The following is a 15,664-nucleotide window of genomic DNA, read 5'->3' as shown; positions in this document are numbered from 1 at the left end:
GTCCCCTCAGAAGGCGGCGCGCCGGCCGAAGATCCCCGCCGGCCGCACGACCAGCATCAGCAGCGTGGCGAGCACCGAGACGATCTCGGTCCACGAGGTGGAGGCGGCGTAGGCCACGATCGTTTCCGCATAACCCAGCATGAGCGCCGCGATGATGCTGCCCGGGATCGAGCCGAGCCCGCCCACCACCACGATGGCGAAGGCCTTCACGATCGGCAGCAGCCACATCGTGGGCTGCACGCTGAGGAAAGGCCCGGCGAGGATGCCGGCCGCCGCGGCCAGCCCGGCCGAGATGCCCATCACCACCGAGAAGATGCGGTCGCTGGGGATCCCGACGTACTGCGCCGCCTGGGCATCCTGCGAGATGGCCAGGATGGCCGAGCCGAGCCGGGTGTGCTGGATGAACAGCCACAGCGCCGCGATCAGCACCGTGCTCACGCCCAGCGCCAGCAGGCGCGAGCCCGCGACGTCGACGCCGCCGAGGGTGACCTTCGCATCGACGAAGGACGGCACGTTGCGGTACTCGGAGCCGAAGGTGAGGAACAGCGCCTGTTCGACCACCAGCGCCACCGCCAGCGTGATCATCAGCACCGCCAGCTGCGAGCTGCGCATCGGACGCACGAAGACGCGCTCCACGAGCACGCCGAACGAGGCCACGAGCGCGATCGAGACCAGCGCCGCCGGCAGCAGCGGCCACTTCAGCGAGGAGGTGAGGAAGTAGGCGCCGTAGGCGCCCAGCGCGTAGAAGGAGCCGTGCGCGAGATTGAGCACGCGCGCCACGCCGAAGATCAGCGTGAAGCCGACGGCGAGCATCGCGTAGATCGCGCTGCTCACCGCCCCCACGATCAGGATTTCGAGCACCCTGGCCCTACTTCTTGATCCAGCTCGGGAACTTGAAGTCGGCGGTGCGCTGCGTCTTCGGGTAGACGACCTCGCGCTTGCAGCCGTCGCGCCACTGCGCCAGCAGGAAGGACGGTCCCTTGTACGTCGGCGTGCCGGGCTTGACGTCGTGCATCTCGTCGAACTGGATCACACCGGGGATGCCGACGTGGTTGGTCTTCTCCAGTTCCTTGATCACCTTGTCGGCATCGGTCGCGCCGGCGCGCTTGACCGCATCGGCGTAGATGTAGACGGCGTCGTTGGCGCCGAACGCGGTGTAGACGGGCGAGCGGTTGGTCAGCTTCCTGAACTCGTCGAAGAAGGGGATGGTGCGCGGCGTGAGCGGCGCGCGCACGGCGAAGTTCGCGGCCATCTGCCCGACCGACTTGGCGCCGATGCGGTCGCAGAAGTCGCCGTCCATGCTCTTGACGTCGATGCCGCCGTAGGGCATGGGGAAGCGCGAGTCGTACCACTGCTTGGCGAAGGTGTCGCTGGAGGCATGCGACAGGACCACCACCAGGTATTGCGCGCCGGATTCCTTGACCTTGGAGAACAGCGGCGAGAAGTCGGCCGTCTGGGTGTCGAAGAACTCGGTGGCGCGGATGTCCGCGCCGGCATCGACGGCGCCCTTCTTCAGCACCGGCACCAGGTCCTGCACCCACTTGGCGTTCTCGCCCACGATGGCGATCTTGCTGATGCCGAGTTCGCCCTTGACGAAGTTGGCGATGAAGCCGGTGAGCTCGCGTGCCTGGTTGGCCGCATTGATCGGCCCGACGCGGAAGACGTACTTGTAGTTGTCGTAGTCGGCCTTGACCTTCTGCGTGATCGACGGCGAGGCGGCTCCGACCCCCAGGTAGATGGTCTTGGCGGCGGAGATGTGCGGCAGCTGCGCGAGCGTGACGCCGCTGGTGTAGCCGCCGATCAGCACGTCGACCTTCTCGTCGGCAGTGAGCTTCTTGATCGCGCTGATGCCCGTCTCGGGGTTCTCCGTTTCGTCGGCGACCACCATCTCCAGCTTGCGCCCGAGCACCCCGCCCTTGGCGTTGATGTCGTCGATGGCCATCTTCACCGCGTCCTGGGTGTCGCGGCCGACCTGCAGCTGCATGGCGGTGGGCACGCCGATGCGGATCGGCTTGCCCTGCGCCTGCGCCGTCGGCGCGGCGAGCAGCAGGCCCAGCGAGGCGGCGGCCAGCGCGAGCGCCGCGCGGCGGGGAGGAAGGAAGGGGGAAAGGCCGTGGTCTGCAGGCATGGCGGGGCTCCTGGACACGATGGAGTCGCCATTCAATCGGTTTTCGTCCCGGCGGCAATACAGGGATTTTCCCGGGGCAGCCCTCACGCCACCGTGCGGCCGAGCTGCAGACGCCCTGCGCGGCCGTCCGCCATGCGGCGTGCAGGGGCTTGTCACGTTTGCCGGGTTCGCGGCATCCAATGACCGGGAGCGCCCTTCGCGCAACCACCCCCCATGCCGCGCGCGCCGCGGCGCAGGAGCCGCACCATGACCTCCGAGACAGTCCGCCTGCAGCGCCGCGAGGAAGTTGCCCACGGCACGATGGCCTTCCACTTCGACAAGCCTGCCGGCTTCAGCTTCAAGCCGGGGCAGGCCATCGACCTCATCCTGCCGGATCCGGCGATCGCCGGCACGGAAGGCGCACGCCACGCCTTTTCCATCGTCAGCGCGCCGCACGAGGGCGAACTGGTGGTGGCCACGCGCAGGCGGGACTCCGCGTTCAAGAACGCCCTGGCGGGGCTCGCCCTCGGTGCACCGGCGCAGGTCGAAGGGCCGTTCGGCGCGCTGACCCTGCACAACAAGGCCGAGCGTGCCGCGGTGTTCGTGGCCGGCGGCATCGGCATCACGCCGTTCATGAGCATGCTGCGGCACGCCGCCCACCAGCGCCTGCAGCGGCGCCTGGTGCTGGTGTATTCGAACCGGCGGCCCGAGGACAGCGCCTTCCTCTCCGAATTGCAGCGGCTCGAAGGCGACTACCCGAATTTCAGCCTGGTCGCGACGATGACGCGCATGGCGGAGTCCCGCCTGCCCTGGATGGGCGAGACGGGGCTGGTCGACGCAGCGCTCCTGAAACGCGTGGCCGCCGAGCTGCCCGATCCCGTCTACTACGTGGCAGGCCCGCCGGCCATGGTCGCCGGCTTGCGGGAGACCCTGGAACGCGTGGGCGTCGACGACGACGACATCCGCAGCGAGGAGTTCTACGGCTACTGAAGCAGCGGCCCGAGGTCGGGTGGCCCGGGCCGAAGGCCTGCCCCGAGCGCCCCGGACAGGCGAGCCGCCGCGCCGGCGCTTCAGTCGCTACGGGTCCTGGGCTCGTAGCGTATCCAGTCGTACTCACCGATGCCCTGCACCAGCAGGAAGCGGCAGCGCTCGCGGGCAGAGGGATTGAACGGCCGATGCGCGGTCCCCGGCTCGAGCTTCAGCGACTGGCCGACCCCGAGTTCGACCGTGGCCCGAGCCTCGCCGCTCCACACCTCGGCGCATTGCACGTGCAGCCGGCCTTCCAGGCAGTAGAACACGTCGAACACCTCGGTGTGGTGATGCCAAGGCACCTCCTCGCCCGGGCCCAGGAGGAACTCCTTGACCTGGACGTCCTTGCCTTCGGCCACGATCTTGCGGGACGACACCGCGAAGTCGCTCGATGGCCGCTCCTGGCCGATGTTGGGATCGCTCATGCGCTTGCTCCTGCCCGCGGGGCTCAATCCAGCTGGACGCCGGTCCGGGCGACGATGCGCGCCCACTTCGCCACTTCGGCCTTCAGGGTCGCCGCGAATTCCTCCGGCGTCTCGTACTCCGGCGTCGCGGCCGACGAAACGAGCCGCTCGCGCACGTCCGGCAGCTTCACCACGTCGCGGATGTCGTGATTGAGCCGCTGCACGATCTCCGGCGGCGTGCCGGCCGGCGCCATGACGCCGAAGGCTCCGAGCACCTCGTATCCGGGCAGCCCTGCTTCGGCGATGGTGGGCACGTTCGGCAGCAGCGGCGAGCGCTTGGCGCCCGTCACCCCCAGGGCGACCAGCTTTCCGCTCCTGATGTGCGCATTGGCGGCCGACAGGAAGTCGAACATGATCTGCACCTGCCCCGCCAGCAGGTCGCTCATCGCCGGTGCCGCGCCCTTGTACGGCACGTGCACGATGTCGATGTCGGCCATCGACTTGAAGAGTTCGCCCGCGAAGTGCACGGTGGTGCCGTTGCCGGCGGAACCGAAATTGATCCGGCCCGGGTTCGCCTTCGCCAGCGCGATGAGCTCCGCGACGTTGCGCGCCTTCACCGCCGGATTCACCACCAGCACGTTGGGCACCGAGGCCACCACGGCGACGGGCGTGAAGTCCTTCAGCAGGTCGTAGCGCGGGTTCTTGTACAGGCTGGCGCTGATCGCCAGGCTGCTCACCGCGCTCACCAGCAGGGTCGAGCCATCGGGCGCCGCGCGCGCGACCATCTCCGCCGCGATGTTCCCGCCGGCGCCGGGCCGGTTCTCCACGATCACGGGCTGGCCGAGTCTTTCGCCCAGGCGCTGGCTGATCGCGCGAGCGATGATGTCGACCCCGCCCCCGGGCGGAAAGCCGACCAGCAGCCGGATCGGCTTGCCGGGAAAGGGCTGCGCGAAGGCGCCACCGGCGCCGCACGCGAGCACCGTTGCTGCCGCCAGGACGCTGCGACGGGAGAGGGTCATGGTCTTCTCCTCAGCGAGGCAGGCGACCGGCATCCCGGCGCTGCTCGAAAGCTTTCACGTGGGTGTACGCGGCCAGGTGGAGCGCGTCGGGCTGGCCTGCCTCGCGGCAGCGACGCAGCATGTCGCCGAGGATCTGCTCCGACTCGATCCGGCCGCCCTTTTCCAGGTCGCGCAGCATGGACGCCTCGTACATCGCGTCGGCCTGGCGGAACAGCGCGAGGTACGTGCTCCTGAACTTGTCGTCCGGCCGGTGGCCGAAGTGGGCCGCGATCTCGGCGTTGCGCTCGAAGAACTTCACCAGCAGGGCGGAGCCTTCCGGCGTGCGCACGATCTCGCCGATGTTCGCCCGCATCAGGCAGGTCATGCCTGCCACGGTGGAAAGATGCACCAGCTTCAGCCACAGCTCGCGCAGGATCTGCGGCGAAACCTTCACTTCGGCGCCGGTCTGGTCCAGGACGGCCTTCAGGGCTTCGATCCGCGGGGACACGCGCCCGTCCTGTTCGCCGATGGTGAGCGTCTGCCAGTCATTGAGCTGGCGGATCACGCCGTCGGGCGTCATCGTGACCTGCACCCGGGCGGTTCCACCCAGCACGTTGGCCGCGCCGAAGGCCTGGTTCAGGACCTCGAGATGGGCGAGGCCATTGAGGAAGGGCAGCACCGCCGCACCCGGCGCCAGCCCCGGGCGCACGCTCTCGATCGCCGACGGCAGGTCATAGGCCTTGCAGGTCAGGATCACGAGGTCGAACTCCGGCTTCACTTCGCGGGCGGTCACCGAGTGCACCGGCACGCAGAAATTGCCGAACTGGCTCTCCACCCGGATGCCATCGTCATCGAGCTGCGACTTGCGCTTGTCGCGCACCAGGAAGGTCACGTCCGCTCCCGCCAACGCCAGCCGTCCGCCGAACAGGCCGCCGATGCCGCCGGCGCCGAGGATCAGGATCTTCACTGCTTGTCCCTTTCAAAAACAACGGCAGCCGTGGGCTTGTCGTTCACCACCAGCTGGAACACGTCCGGGCGCGCGTAGTGGCCCACGGCGTCGAAGTCGAACTTGCCGCGCGCGATGTCGGCGAGGTCGATGTCCGCGGTGAGGATGGTCTCGCCCTCGAAATCGGGTCCCGCGAGCACCTGGCCCAGCGGGTTGACGATGCAGCTGCCACCGCGCGAGGCCACCTTGCCCGGCTCCTCGCCCAGCTCGGAAACGTAGTCGCCCGGATAGTCGCTGCGCAGCGCGTACTGGTTGCACGAGAGGACGAAGCAGCGGCCCTCCATGGCGATGTGGCGCATGGTGGAGAGCCAGGTCTCGCGGCCGTCGGCCGTCGGCGCCAGGTAGATCTGGATCCCCTTGGCGTAGTGCGCGGCGCGCATCAGGGGCATGTAGTTCTCCCAGCAGACCACCGCACCCATGCGGCCGAGCGGCGTGTCGAACACGGGCATCGTGGAGCCGTCACCGAAGCCCCACACCAGCCGCTCGCTGCCCGTGGGCATCAGCTTGCGGTGCTTGCCCAGGTAGCTGCCGTCGGGACCGAAGAACAGGACGGTGCAATAGAGGGTGCCGCCGTCCCGTTCGATGACGCCCACCACCAGGTACACGCCGAAGCGGGCCGCGGTCTGCGCGATGCGCTCGCAATCCTCGCCGGGGACGTCGATCGCCGCTTCCCAGTACCTGCGGTACTGGTCACGGCCTTCCGCGGACCGGTTGCCGATGGTGGCCCCGAAGCTCAGTCCGCGCGGGTAGCCGCCGACGAAGGCTTCAGGGAACAGCACCAGCTTGGCGCCCTTGGCGGCGGCCTCCTCCGTGAACTTGCGCAGTTTCTGCAATGTGGCCGGCGTGTCGTAGGCCACCGGAGCGGCCTGCACGACGGCGACCCGGTTGACGGAGCTGGGTGGGTTCATGGGCGGGGCGAATTTGTATACTGGATATCGTATCGATTATCCAGAACGAGCGTCAACTGTTAAAATCCCCAGAATGAATCTGGACGAGTACGCGGCAGGGTTGACCATCAATCCGACCATGACGGATTCGGTGACGCGCCTGCTGCGGCAGGCGATCCTGCGCGGGGCGCTGCCGGGTGGCACGGTCCTGCGGCAGGAGGAGGTGGCGCGCAAGTTCGGCGTGAGCCGCGTTCCGGTCCGCGAGGCCTTGCTGAAGCTCGAGGGCGAGGGCCTGGTGGAAACGCAGCCGCGACGCGGCGTCGTGGTCACCGCGCTGTCCACCGAGGACTTCGAGGAAATCCTGGAGATGCGGCTGGCCCTGGAGACGGTGGCCATCGAGCGCGCCGCACAGCGCTTCACGCGGGCCGACACCGACGCGGCGCTGGCCGTGGTGGAGCGCGCGCGCGCCATCATGCGCTCGGCGAGCGAGAGCCATGCCGCCGCGGAGTTCGAAGGCCGCTGGGGCGAACTCAACTGGGAGTTCCATCAGCGCCTGTACGCGCCGGCGGGAAGGCCCCGCTTGCTGGCGGCGATCGACAACCTGCAGCAGCTGTTCGCGCGCCACATGCGCATGCACATCGAGCAAAGCGATCCGATGGTGCCACTGCAGCAGCGCAGCGAGGCCAACACGCTGGAATGGGCCGCGGTCCTCAACGAGCACGAGCAGATGGCCCTGGCCTGCTCGCGCAACGACGCCGCAACGGCCGTGGCCTTGCTCAAGCGCCACATCGCGGAGCATGGGCTGGAACTGGTGCGCGCCGTGCGCGAGCAGCAGGACGCGGCGCAACCCGCCGAAGCCCCCAGGGCCGCGATCAGCCGACGCTGACGGCCAGCCGCATCACCTCGTTGCGTGCGCCGGAAAGCGGTTGCGCCACGCCTTGCGCGTCGGTCGCGCGGCACATCAAGGTGTGCGCGCCGGCGGTTGCGTCCCAGCTGGCGCCGAAGCCCTGCCAGCCGAACTCCCGCCGGGGCCGCAGCTGCGCCGGCATCCAGCGCTGGCCGCCATCCGTACTCACCGCCACGGTGGCGATCGGCGCTGCCCCCCATGCCCAGCCCCGGATGTCGCAGCGGCCGACGGGGAGTTGCGCGCCCAGCGCAGGCGCCACGATCACGGAATTGGGCGCCGTCGCCCAGACCGGCTGCGCCACCTTTTCACCGTCACGCACCACCTCGTCGTTGTACAAGGTCTGCGTGAAGTAGCCGTCGGCGCGATCGGGCTGCAGCGAAAGGGCCGTCAGCCACTTCACCGAGTTGGTGCCGTAGAAGCCCGGAACCACCAGGCGCACGGGTGCGCCATGCCGCGTGTCGAGTGCAGCGCCATTCATTTCCCAGGCGAGCAGCACCTCGTCCTGCAGCGCCTTGGCCAGCGGCAGGTCCTTGCGATAGCACTCGTTGGGATGGCCCGTGGGCGGATAGATGCCGCCGTCCGCACCCGTGGCCCAGACGTAGCGCGCCGCTGCTGCGATGCCGGCGCCGCGCAGCACGCTGGCCAGCGTGACCCCGGACCAGCGCACGTTGGCCACCCGCCGGACCGGCACGGTGGGGCGCAGCGGGCTGCCGGCGCACTCGTGGACGGCAAGCACCTCGCGGCGCTCGAACCCCTGCAGGTCGGACAGCCCCAGCCGCAAGGGGCGCTCAACTAGGCCATCCACCACCAGGTACCAATCCTGCACGGGCGGCATCTGCGGGATGCCGAGGTGGTGCACCACGAACACGCGCTCCGAAGGCGTCACGTCGGCAGCCAGTTCGTGCCACGGCAGCGTGTTGTTGAACCGCTCCTGGTCCTGCATCGGTACGCGCAACCTGTCCATGACAACCCCACTATGCATATCCTGGATTCTGTATACCATATCCAGCGATCAACGAAAGGACAAGACATGCCCCTTTCCCGCCGCTCCTTCGCGCAATGGCCCCTCGCCCTGCTGCCCGGCGTCGCCGCCGCCCAGGACGGCAAGTATCCGGACAAGCCGATCCGCCTGGTCGTGCCCTTCGCCGCCGGCGGCGGGGTCGACAACTTCGCGCGCCCGCTGGCCAGGCAACTCTCGGAGCAGCTGAAGCAACAGGTGGTGATCGACAACCGCGCGGGCGCCAGCGGCCTGATCGGCGCCCAGCTCGTCGCAGGCTTGCCGCCAGACGGCTACACGCTGCTGGCGAGCACCGACACCAGCATGTACCTCTCCAGCCTGGTGGTGAAGACGAGCGGCTTCGATCCGGTGCAGAACCTCACCCCCATCATCTCCGCCGCGATCACGCCCACCGTCGTCGTCGTGCATCCGAGCGTGCCGGTGAAGACGATGAAGGAACTCGTCGAGTACACGAAGGAAAGCCGCGAGCCGGTGCCGTACGTCACCGCGGGCGTCGGCTCGCTGCACCACCTCACCGGCGAATCGCTGGTGCACGGCAGCGGCGCGCGCTTGCTGCACGTGGGCTACAAGGGCGGCAACCCGGCCCTGACGGACCTGCTGGGCGGCCAGGTGAAAGTCGGCATCCTCATCCTGTCGGTCATCGCGCCGCACATCCAGAGCGGCAAGCTGCGCGCGATCGCGGTGATCGAGAACCACCGCAGCAAGAACTACCCGGACGTGCCGACCATCGCGGAAAGCGGCATCCCGAACTTCGCCATGCCGGACACGTCCATCGCGCTGTGGGGCCCCGCCGGCCTGCCGACGCCCATCGTCGACAGGGTCAACGCGGAAGTGCAGAAGGCGATGACGGCTCCCGACATGGTCCAGGTGATGCAGAAAAGCGGCTACGAGGCCACCCCCGGGACCGCTTCCGCCTTTGCCGCCCAGGCGGTGAAAAGCTACGCGGCGTACAAGCGCATGGTCAGGCAGACGGGCCTCGCGGATGGCTGAAGGCCGCGCGCTGCGCGTGCTGTGCGCCGGCGCGGTCAAGGCGCCCTTCTCCACGGCGGCCGCGCGCTTCGAGCAAGCCACCGGCACCCCGGTCACGTGCAGTTTCGGGGCCGTGGGCAGCCTGCGCGAGCGGCTGGCCTCGGGCGAGCCGGCGGACCTGGTCGTCCTCAGCAAGCCGGTGCTGGAGACCTTGCGGCGCCAGGGCCTCGTGCGCGAGGACCACTCCCTCGGCTGCGTGGGCGTCGGCCTGGCGGTGCGCACCGGCTGCACGCTGCCGGATGTCTCCTCGCCCGAACTGCTGCGCGAAACGCTGCTGCGGGCGGACTCGCTGGCGTATGGCGACCCACAGCACGGCGATTCGAGCGGCATGCATTTCGCCAGCGTGCTGGAGAAGCTGGGCATCGCCGCCGCGATGCGGGGACGCACGCAACTCGCCGAGTCGGGGCTGCAAGTGGTCGACTGGGTCGCCACGGGGCGCGTGGCCATGGGCGCCACGCCATCGAGCGTGATCCGCAGCAGCGCGCACGTGACGCTCGCAGCGATGCTGCCGCCATCGCTGCAAAATCAGACCGAGTACGTTTGCGCACTCCTGGATCCCGCTGCCACGGGGCTGATGGCGTACGTGCAGCAGCCCGAAAGCCGGCGCCTCTTCGCGGATGCGGGTCTGCTGCCGGCGCCTGCGTGAAGGTGGCGCGGCGGACAGGAATCGAACCCGTAACCCCCAGCTTAGAAGGCTGGTGCTCTATCCGGTTGAGCTACCGCCGCGAGCAAAAGCCGAGCATCCTGGTGTGCAACCAGAATGCCCGTCGACAAGGTGCCGGGCGATCCAGGCTTCGCGCGGCGCGCGGGCAGCGCGAGGCCGCCAGCGCGCCGATTATGCGGCCTCGCGACGGAGCACGGCTCAGCGCAGGGTTTCGGCCTCGAACGCAGGCACCCGCTCGGCCGCGAGGGAGCGGCGGCGCTGCAATTCCTTGTCGATTTCGGCAATGATGCCCATGGCGCTGTAGCTGAGGGCACGGACCTGCCCGCGCAACCGGTCCTGCCCGGGGCCGTCGGCCGAAATGGCACGCAGCAGTTCCCGCTGCTGCCCGGACAACATGGCCTGCACCTCCTTGAGTTCAGCCGTCAACTTCACGATGCGGTCACTGGTGGCGTTCTGCATGGGGTCCTCCCTGGGGAGCGATCAGGCAGTCGGATCCGCGTGCGGGCACCCTGCCCGCACACGGCGCCATCGCCCGGGACGACTGCGGCTCCCGGGGAGGCGTGTTGCGTGGCGCTTCGTTACTGGAATTCGAGGCGGGTGGCCTCGATGGCGCCGGCCCCGCCCGTGGGCAGCGTGCCGCGCACGCGCACGTTCGCGCCGTCGACCAGGGTGTCCACGGTGCCGTTCCGGAACTCCGTGACACCCGGCGTGTAGTGGAAGGTCAAGCCGCGCACGACCAGCGTCTGCGCCGTCTTGTTGACGGCAGACGCCGCACCGCGCACGTCCACCTGCGCGCCCTCGTTGGCGTCCTCCAGCTTGATCTTGCTCGCGACCAGCACGCCGTTGACCAGCTGGCCTTCGACTTCGACCTTCTGGCCCACGGCAGGCACGGAGCCGGCCGCAAGCCGGCTGGTGTCGATCGTGATCCCGTTGACCTGCAGCGCCGTGCCGTTCTGCACCAGGATGCCTTCGACCTCCGCTTCGCCGCGGTCCTCGACGGCATCGCGCAGGTCGATCCGCGTGACCACCCACTGGCCGGCGGCGTTCTGGAGGGTCGTGGTGCGCACGCGCACGAACTGGCCGTTCTGCAGGGGCGTGGCCGGCAGGCGCACGCCGGAGCCTGCGAAGATGAAGGTGGCCGAGCCGATCTGGAACGTCCTGTTCACGGCGTCCAGGTTGGCGATCACGCCGCGCACCTTGAACTCGTTGGCGGCGCCTTCGCGCTCGATGCGCGTCGCCGTGATCACCCCGGCGGCATCCGCGAAGCCGGACACCTCGAGGATGTTGCCCACCGCGATCGTGGCGAAGGTCACGTTCTCGAAGACGGTCGCGGCATTCACCTTCACCGTCTGGCCGAACACGACCAGCGTGTCGGTGCCGGTCTTGGACTCCACCCGCCCCTTGATCTCGCTCTCGACGATGATGGAGGTGGCGGTCGCGCTCGGCAGCACGTCACCGCTGCCGGGCGTGATGGTGCCGGCCTGCACGCGCACCACCATGCCGAGCCGCAGGTCGTTGGCCGACAGCACGCCGCCGGCGTCGTCGGCGACGCGGGCGGCGTTGTCCTCGAAGCGCACGCCGTTCACGATGATGGAGCCGAAGCCCACGATGCTGCCGATGGAGAACGAGCCGGTCCCGCCGGTGTCGACGCCGGCCACGCCGCCGCCGCCACCGCCGCCGCCGCAGGACGGCAAGGCCATGACCCCGGCGGCCGACAGCAGGCTGACGAGGACCCGGCGCCGGGGGACGAGCGGAGCGACGGACGAGGCGGGCAGATCGGACATGGCTACTCCTTGCGAATCGAGGTGGGGGTGGAGGCGGGACGTGCAGCGGTTGCGCCCGCGGGCGCATCCATGGCGTCGGTGAATGCGAACAGGCCGATGCGCAGCCGCTGGCCGGCGGGCCGGCCTTCGGCCTTGTCCGCGTCGATGAGGGCCTGCAGGGCGGGGGCGAGCGTGTGCAGCAGTTCCTGCCACTGCCGGCTGATCAGGCCGCGGGCGGCGTCCAGCGATTCGTCCGAGAGTTCGTCGGCGAAGAGCGCCTGCTCGAAATGCCGCCTGCCGTCGCTCAGCACGTTGGCGACGGCCGCCGCCAGATGATCGCCCACGTTGGCGCCGAGGAAGGCCAGCATGCGGTCGAGGTCGGCCCGCGGCACGAACGCGCGGTTCACCAGGTGCACGCGGCCGTCGTCCTCGTCCACGCGGGCGAGCCCGAGGCGCGACAACTCCTCCAGCAGCGTGCGCGGATGCACGTCGCGCGTGACCGAATGCGCCAGGCTTTCGAAGCTGGGCGCCGGCCCCTGCGGCGGCAGTGGCGACGGAACGCCGTCCTCGCCGGTGAAGGCCGGATCGGTCAGCCAGCGGGTGAAGGCCTGGGTCGCCGGGGAGGTCCGCGCCGAACCCTCGCCGCCGCGGCGCTGCATCAGGCGGGTGACCTCGCGGCGGTTGAGGCCCGTGGTCGTGCTGATCCGGCTGACGGCACGATGCGGCAGCACGCCGGGGTGCGCCGCACGCGCCGCCTCGACGAAGCTCTGCTTGAGTACTTCGGCCACGTCGGTGAACGGCAGGCCGCGCGCGACGGCCAGCTGAGCCAGCGGACGCAGCACGGCCCGGCAGGCCCGCAGCAGGGCACCCTGCTCCAGCGGCGAGCTGCTGGTCAGCGCGACTTCGGTGTCGCTGGTCAGGGCGGGGCTGGTGGCGCGGAGTTCCATTGGGTTCGGGCGGGCTTTGCGGAAGTCTAAATGTGCAAAGCGCACAGTCAACTAAAAATGTGCAAAGAGCCCATTCCGCCGATGAACGGCAAGCAGCCCGACCTTGACAACGGCTGGCGAAGGTCCAGCCCAGCAGGCCGGCGGGCCGCTGGTGCGCTGGCGGAATCAGCCGACGGAGGCCGACGCGGCTTCCGCCAGGATTGCTTCGGCGCGCAAGGCGATCGGCCGGTCGACCAGCTTGCCGTCGACCGACACGGCGCCCAGCGGTCCGCTCGCCAGCGCATCGAGCACACGCCGGGCCCACGCCACTTCTTCGGGCGTCGGCGCGAAGCCCGCGTGAAGGATGGCGACCTGCTTGGGATGGATGCACAGCTTGGCGCCCATGCCCATGCGGCGCGATCGCCGCACGTCCGCTTCGAGTTGCACAGGATCGTCGATCGCCGCCGAGACGCCATCGATCGGCGGCGCGATGCCCGCGTGGCGCGAGACGAGCACGAGGTTCATGCGGATCGCATCGAGCTCCTGCGCGTCCGACTGGATGCCCGAATCGGCCATGAAGTCGAAGGAGCCGAAGGCCAGGCGGCTCACGCGCGGAATGCGGGCCAGCGCGGCGGCCTCGAAATGACCGGCCACCGTCTCCACCAGCGGGATCAGCTGGTGGCCGTCGCCGAGGTGGCGTGCCAGGCGCCCGATGCTGGTCGGGTCTTCGGCCTTGGGCACCATCAGGCCGGCGAGCTGGGCGGATTCGGACAGCAGCTCGCAATCGTCCGCGTGCCAGGGCGTGCCTTCGGGGTTGACGCGCACGAACACGCGCGCCGACGCCTTCGCCAGCCAGGCCGCGATGGCCAGCCGCGCCTGCACCTTGCGCTCCGGCGTGACGGCGTCCCCCAGGTCCAGGATCACGGCATGGGCCCCGCTGGCGAGCGCCTTGTCGAAGCGCTCCGGCCGGTCGCCGGGAACGAACAGGTAGCTGCGGACGCACGGGTTCATGGACTGCTCCGGAGGGACGCGCCGGCCTTGCGCAGCGGCCGCAGCAAGGCGAACAGGCAGACGACGAGGGCGAGAGCGACGGCGACGAAGCCGATGCGATAGCTGCCGGTCGCACCCGACAGCGCGCCGAAGGCCGGCGGACCCAGCACCACGCCGAGGAAGGTGATCGCCAGCGTGCCGCCCGTGGCGACGCTGGCCTGGCCCGCCGGCGCCTCGCGGGCCACTTCGGCGAGGTACACGCCGTTCCAGCCGATCGCCGAGGCGCCGAACAGCGCCAGCACGACCAGCACCACCACCGCCGGCATCGCCGCGTTCAATGCGGCGGTGAGCAAGGCGCACGCGCTCACCAATGCGGCGAGCGTGGCCAGCATGCGGCGCGCGCCCAGGTAGCGATCCGACACGTAGCCCCACAGCACGCGTCCGACGACGCCGGCGGCCTGCGACACCGACAGCGCCAGGCCGGCCGCGACCAGCCCGTAGGCGAGGATGTCGTGCAGGTAGGTCACGAGATAGGTGGTGAGCGAGAGCTGCGCGATCGAGAACAGGAACGAGCAGCCCGCCAGCAGGCGCAGCGGCGGATGGGCCAGCACGATGCGGATCGGCTGCGCGAGGTTGCCCAGCACCAGCGGCCGCTGCGGGTCGCGATCGGCATCCAGCGCCGCGCGCAGCGGCTGCGCCACGAAGATGCACGCGAGGTTCGCAGCGGCGACGGCCAGCAAGGCGCCGCGCCAGCCCATGACGAGCAGCGGCGGCACCAGCGCCCCGGCGAGCACGCCACCGAGCGGGACGCCGGTCTGCTTGATCGAGAACACGAGCGACATCCGGTCGGCCGGCGTGGTGCGGGCCAGCAGGTGCGAGCTGGCCGGCGTCACGGGCCCGTAGCCGAGGCCGACGAGCAGCGCGCCGACCGCCATCGCGGGCAGCGATCCGAGCGCGGACAGCGCGAGCCCGGCGGCACACAGCAGCAGCCCCACCTGGCTCACGCGGATGGCGCCGAAGCGCGCGACTGCGGCACCGGCGGAAAGGCTGGCGAGCATCGCGGCCGCATACACCACGCCGACGTAGATGCCGACGTAGGTGCTGGAGATGCCGAGGTCCTGTGCCAGGACGGGCGCCATCACGGGCACCGTGATCAGTGCCATGGCGACCAGCGCCTGGATGGCCAGCGTCACGGCCAACGGCCGCCAGGTGGTGGTCATCGGCGGGGCGCCGGTGACGGCAAGCGCATGAGGGTGCCGGCTGCGAGGTCGCGCCATCGCGGTGCCGCAGGAGCGGTGGGACTGTCGTGCATGGAGAGGTGGATCACAGCGGCCGCTCGGTGCGGCACGATCGTCCTCACTGTAGCCGACGCACCGCGGCGGCCGCGCGGCCTCTCAGCCGGCTGGGTCCGGAGTCCGGGCCGTGGTGAGGTCTGCAGGCGCGAAGAGCCCGTTGACCAAGGTCGTCTCCTCGAACCATGCACAGTAGACGAGGTCTTGCGTGCACCAGAGAACCGTCATAGGCCGGTCGCCGCCGGATTCCTGCACTTGATCGCCGGGTTGGAAGGTGTTCACGGCGCAAGTGTCACGGATTGTTTCATGCGCGCGAGTGCACTACTTCCTGCTTTGCCGTGAAGTTACTGCGGCCGGTCGCGAGGTGCGGCAAGGGCGCCACACGAAGAGCGATCTTCGCCATGCTCAGCTTGCGCGTTGCCGGTTGCCGCGACACCGCGGATCGCGCTGCAGTTCCTGACCGGAACTGAATGGCTTCGATGGTCGGAGCGACAGGATTCGAACCTGCGACCCTCTGGTCCCAAACCAGATGCGCTACCAGACTGCGCTACGCTCCGACGCGAACGCATTCTACGATGCGGCCCGCCACGCGCCGGCGAACCGCGCCCGGCCGGCGGTGTCGCAACCATCGTGAATCGGCCGGC

General features: G+C 69.6%; 17 protein-coding genes and 2 tRNA genes. 4 read left to right on the top strand and 15 right to left on the bottom strand.

Annotated features, from left to right (window positions below; genetic code table 11):
• Positions 1–6 precede the first annotated feature (6 nt).
• Both JI746_RS06565 and JI746_RS06560 read right to left on the bottom strand, forming a co-directional pair.
• On the bottom strand, positions 7–861 hold the full coding sequence (locus JI746_RS06565) for a branched-chain amino acid ABC transporter permease (RefSeq protein WP_201687999.1): 855 nt from the start codon (positions 859–861) through the stop codon (positions 7–9).
• 7 nt (positions 862–868) lie between these two features.
• Positions 869–2,128 carry an ABC transporter substrate-binding protein gene (locus JI746_RS06560; protein WP_201687998.1) on the bottom strand — a complete coding sequence of 420 codons (1,260 nt, stop codon included), beginning with the start codon at positions 2,126–2,128 and terminating at the stop codon, positions 869–871.
• Positions 2,129–2,374: 246 nt separating this feature from the next.
• Here JI746_RS06560 and JI746_RS06555 point away from each other — a divergent pair, with 246 nt between their 5' ends.
• Complete coding sequence (locus tag JI746_RS06555; RefSeq protein WP_201687997.1) at positions 2,375–3,097, top strand: ferredoxin--NADP reductase; 723 nt, start codon at positions 2,375–2,377, stop codon at positions 3,095–3,097.
• Positions 3,098–3,177: 80 nt separating this feature from the next.
• Here JI746_RS06555 and JI746_RS06550 read toward each other — a convergent pair whose 3' ends face one another.
• The 4 genes from JI746_RS06550 to JI746_RS06535 are packed head-to-tail and all read right to left on the bottom strand — an operon-like array spanning position 3,178 to position 6,452.
• On the bottom strand, positions 3,178–3,561 hold the full coding sequence (locus tag JI746_RS06550) for a cupin domain-containing protein (protein WP_201687996.1): 384 nt from the start codon (positions 3,559–3,561) through the stop codon (positions 3,178–3,180).
• Positions 3,562–3,584: 23 nt separating this feature from the next.
• Entirely contained in the window at positions 3,585–4,559 is a 975-nt protein-coding gene (locus JI746_RS06545; protein WP_201687995.1) for a Bug family tripartite tricarboxylate transporter substrate binding protein, read from the bottom strand.
• Between the two features lie 10 nt (positions 4,560–4,569).
• Positions 4,570–5,505: a ketopantoate reductase family protein gene (locus JI746_RS06540; protein ID WP_201687994.1), complete on the bottom strand. Its 936-nt coding sequence runs from the start codon at positions 5,503–5,505 to the stop codon at positions 4,570–4,572.
• Entirely contained in the window at positions 5,502–6,452 is a 951-nt protein-coding gene (locus JI746_RS06535) for a nitrilase-related carbon-nitrogen hydrolase (RefSeq protein ID WP_201687993.1), read from the bottom strand. Before JI746_RS06535 ends, JI746_RS06540 begins: the two co-directional genes overlap by 4 nt.
• Positions 6,453–6,525: 73 nt before the next feature.
• Between JI746_RS06535 and JI746_RS06530 the strand changes: the two genes are divergently transcribed.
• Positions 6,526–7,317 (top strand): GntR family transcriptional regulator, encoded by a 792-nt coding sequence (locus JI746_RS06530; protein WP_201687992.1) that lies wholly within the window; start codon positions 6,526–6,528, stop codon positions 7,315–7,317.
• Here the strand turns inward: JI746_RS06530 and JI746_RS06525 are convergent.
• Positions 7,304–8,302: a molybdopterin-dependent oxidoreductase gene (locus JI746_RS06525; protein ID WP_201687991.1), complete on the bottom strand. Its 999-nt coding sequence runs from the start codon at positions 8,300–8,302 to the stop codon at positions 7,304–7,306. The genes JI746_RS06530 and JI746_RS06525 overlap by 14 nt on opposite strands.
• 66 nt (positions 8,303–8,368) lie before the next feature.
• On the opposite strand from JI746_RS06525, the gene JI746_RS06520 reads away from it, so the two are divergent.
• The gene (locus JI746_RS06520) at positions 8,369–9,346 is read left to right on the top strand and encodes a Bug family tripartite tricarboxylate transporter substrate binding protein (RefSeq protein ID WP_201687990.1); all 978 of its coding nucleotides are present in this window, start codon (positions 8,369–8,371) and stop codon (positions 9,344–9,346) included.
• Positions 9,339–10,031, top strand: a complete 693-nt coding sequence (locus tag JI746_RS06515) for a molybdate ABC transporter substrate-binding protein (RefSeq protein ID WP_201687989.1) — start codon at positions 9,339–9,341, stop codon at positions 10,029–10,031. The genes JI746_RS06520 and JI746_RS06515 overlap by 8 nt, the downstream gene beginning before the upstream one ends.
• Before the next feature lie 3 nt (positions 10,032–10,034).
• Here JI746_RS06515 and JI746_RS06510 read toward each other — a convergent pair.
• The 8 genes from JI746_RS06510 to JI746_RS06475 form a co-directional block, all read right to left on the bottom strand.
• Positions 10,035–10,111 (bottom strand) — tRNA-Arg (locus JI746_RS06510).
• Positions 10,112–10,247: 136 nt separating this feature from the next.
• Complete coding sequence (locus JI746_RS06505) at positions 10,248–10,508, bottom strand: hypothetical protein (protein WP_201687988.1); 261 nt, start codon at positions 10,506–10,508, stop codon at positions 10,248–10,250.
• Positions 10,509–10,627: 119 nt separating this feature from the next.
• Complete coding sequence (locus JI746_RS06500) at positions 10,628–11,833, bottom strand: DUF5666 domain-containing protein (protein WP_201687987.1); 1,206 nt, start codon at positions 11,831–11,833, stop codon at positions 10,628–10,630.
• Between the two features lie 2 nt (positions 11,834–11,835).
• On the bottom strand, positions 11,836–12,759 hold the full coding sequence (locus tag JI746_RS06495; RefSeq protein ID WP_201687986.1) for a DUF6502 family protein: 924 nt from the start codon (positions 12,757–12,759) through the stop codon (positions 11,836–11,838).
• 165 nt (positions 12,760–12,924) lie between these two features.
• A complete protein-coding gene (locus JI746_RS06490; protein ID WP_201687985.1) occupies positions 12,925–13,749 on the bottom strand; it encodes an HpcH/HpaI aldolase/citrate lyase family protein in 825 nt (274 codons plus the stop codon).
• On the bottom strand, positions 13,746–14,948 hold the full coding sequence (locus tag JI746_RS06485) for an MFS transporter (RefSeq protein WP_201687984.1): 1,203 nt from the start codon (positions 14,946–14,948) through the stop codon (positions 13,746–13,748). The genes JI746_RS06490 and JI746_RS06485 overlap by 4 nt, the downstream gene beginning before the upstream one ends.
• A gap of 174 nt (positions 14,949–15,122) precedes the next feature.
• Entirely contained in the window at positions 15,123–15,302 is a 180-nt protein-coding gene (locus JI746_RS06480) for a hypothetical protein (RefSeq protein WP_201687983.1), read from the bottom strand.
• 198 nt (positions 15,303–15,500) lie between these two features.
• A tRNA-Pro gene (locus tag JI746_RS06475) sits at positions 15,501–15,577 on the bottom strand.
• Positions 15,578–15,664 lie beyond the last annotated feature (87 nt).

The sequence above is a fragment of the Ramlibacter alkalitolerans genome, assembly GCF_016722765.1.
GTDB classification, from domain to species: domain Bacteria; phylum Pseudomonadota; class Gammaproteobacteria; order Burkholderiales; family Burkholderiaceae_C; genus Ramlibacter; species Ramlibacter alkalitolerans.
This window is presented reverse-complemented; position numbering and strand designations above follow the sequence as displayed.

Coding starts and splice junctions, on each gene's coding strand:
- JI746_RS06495 (WP_201687986.1), bottom strand. CDS start 12,759: ATGGAACTCCGCGCCACCAGCCCCGCCCTGACCAGCGACACCGAAGTC.
- JI746_RS06550 (WP_201687996.1), bottom strand. CDS start 3,561: ATGAGCGATCCCAACATCGGCCAGGAGCGGCCATCGAGCGACTTCGCG.
- JI746_RS06500 (WP_201687987.1), bottom strand. CDS start 11,833: ATGTCCGATCTGCCCGCCTCGTCCGTCGCTCCGCTCGTCCCCCGGCGC.
- JI746_RS06535 (WP_201687993.1), bottom strand. CDS start 6,452: ATGAACCCACCCAGCTCCGTCAACCGGGTCGCCGTCGTGCAGGCCGCT.
- JI746_RS06520 (WP_201687990.1), top strand. CDS start 8,369: ATGCCCCTTTCCCGCCGCTCCTTCGCGCAATGGCCCCTCGCCCTGCTG.
- JI746_RS06515 (WP_201687989.1), top strand. CDS start 9,339: ATGGCTGAAGGCCGCGCGCTGCGCGTGCTGTGCGCCGGCGCGGTCAAG.
- JI746_RS06560 (WP_201687998.1), bottom strand. CDS start 2,128: ATGCCTGCAGACCACGGCCTTTCCCCCTTCCTTCCTCCCCGCCGCGCG.
- JI746_RS06545 (WP_201687995.1), bottom strand. CDS start 4,559: ATGACCCTCTCCCGTCGCAGCGTCCTGGCGGCAGCAACGGTGCTCGCG.
- JI746_RS06485 (WP_201687984.1), bottom strand. CDS start 14,948: ATGACCACCACCTGGCGGCCGTTGGCCGTGACGCTGGCCATCCAGGCG.
- JI746_RS06530 (WP_201687992.1), top strand. CDS start 6,526: ATGAATCTGGACGAGTACGCGGCAGGGTTGACCATCAATCCGACCATG.
- JI746_RS06490 (WP_201687985.1), bottom strand. CDS start 13,749: ATGAACCCGTGCGTCCGCAGCTACCTGTTCGTTCCCGGCGACCGGCCG.
- JI746_RS06555 (WP_201687997.1), top strand. CDS start 2,375: ATGACCTCCGAGACAGTCCGCCTGCAGCGCCGCGAGGAAGTTGCCCAC.
- JI746_RS06525 (WP_201687991.1), bottom strand. CDS start 8,302: ATGGACAGGTTGCGCGTACCGATGCAGGACCAGGAGCGGTTCAACAAC.
- JI746_RS06505 (WP_201687988.1), bottom strand. CDS start 10,508: ATGCAGAACGCCACCAGTGACCGCATCGTGAAGTTGACGGCTGAACTC.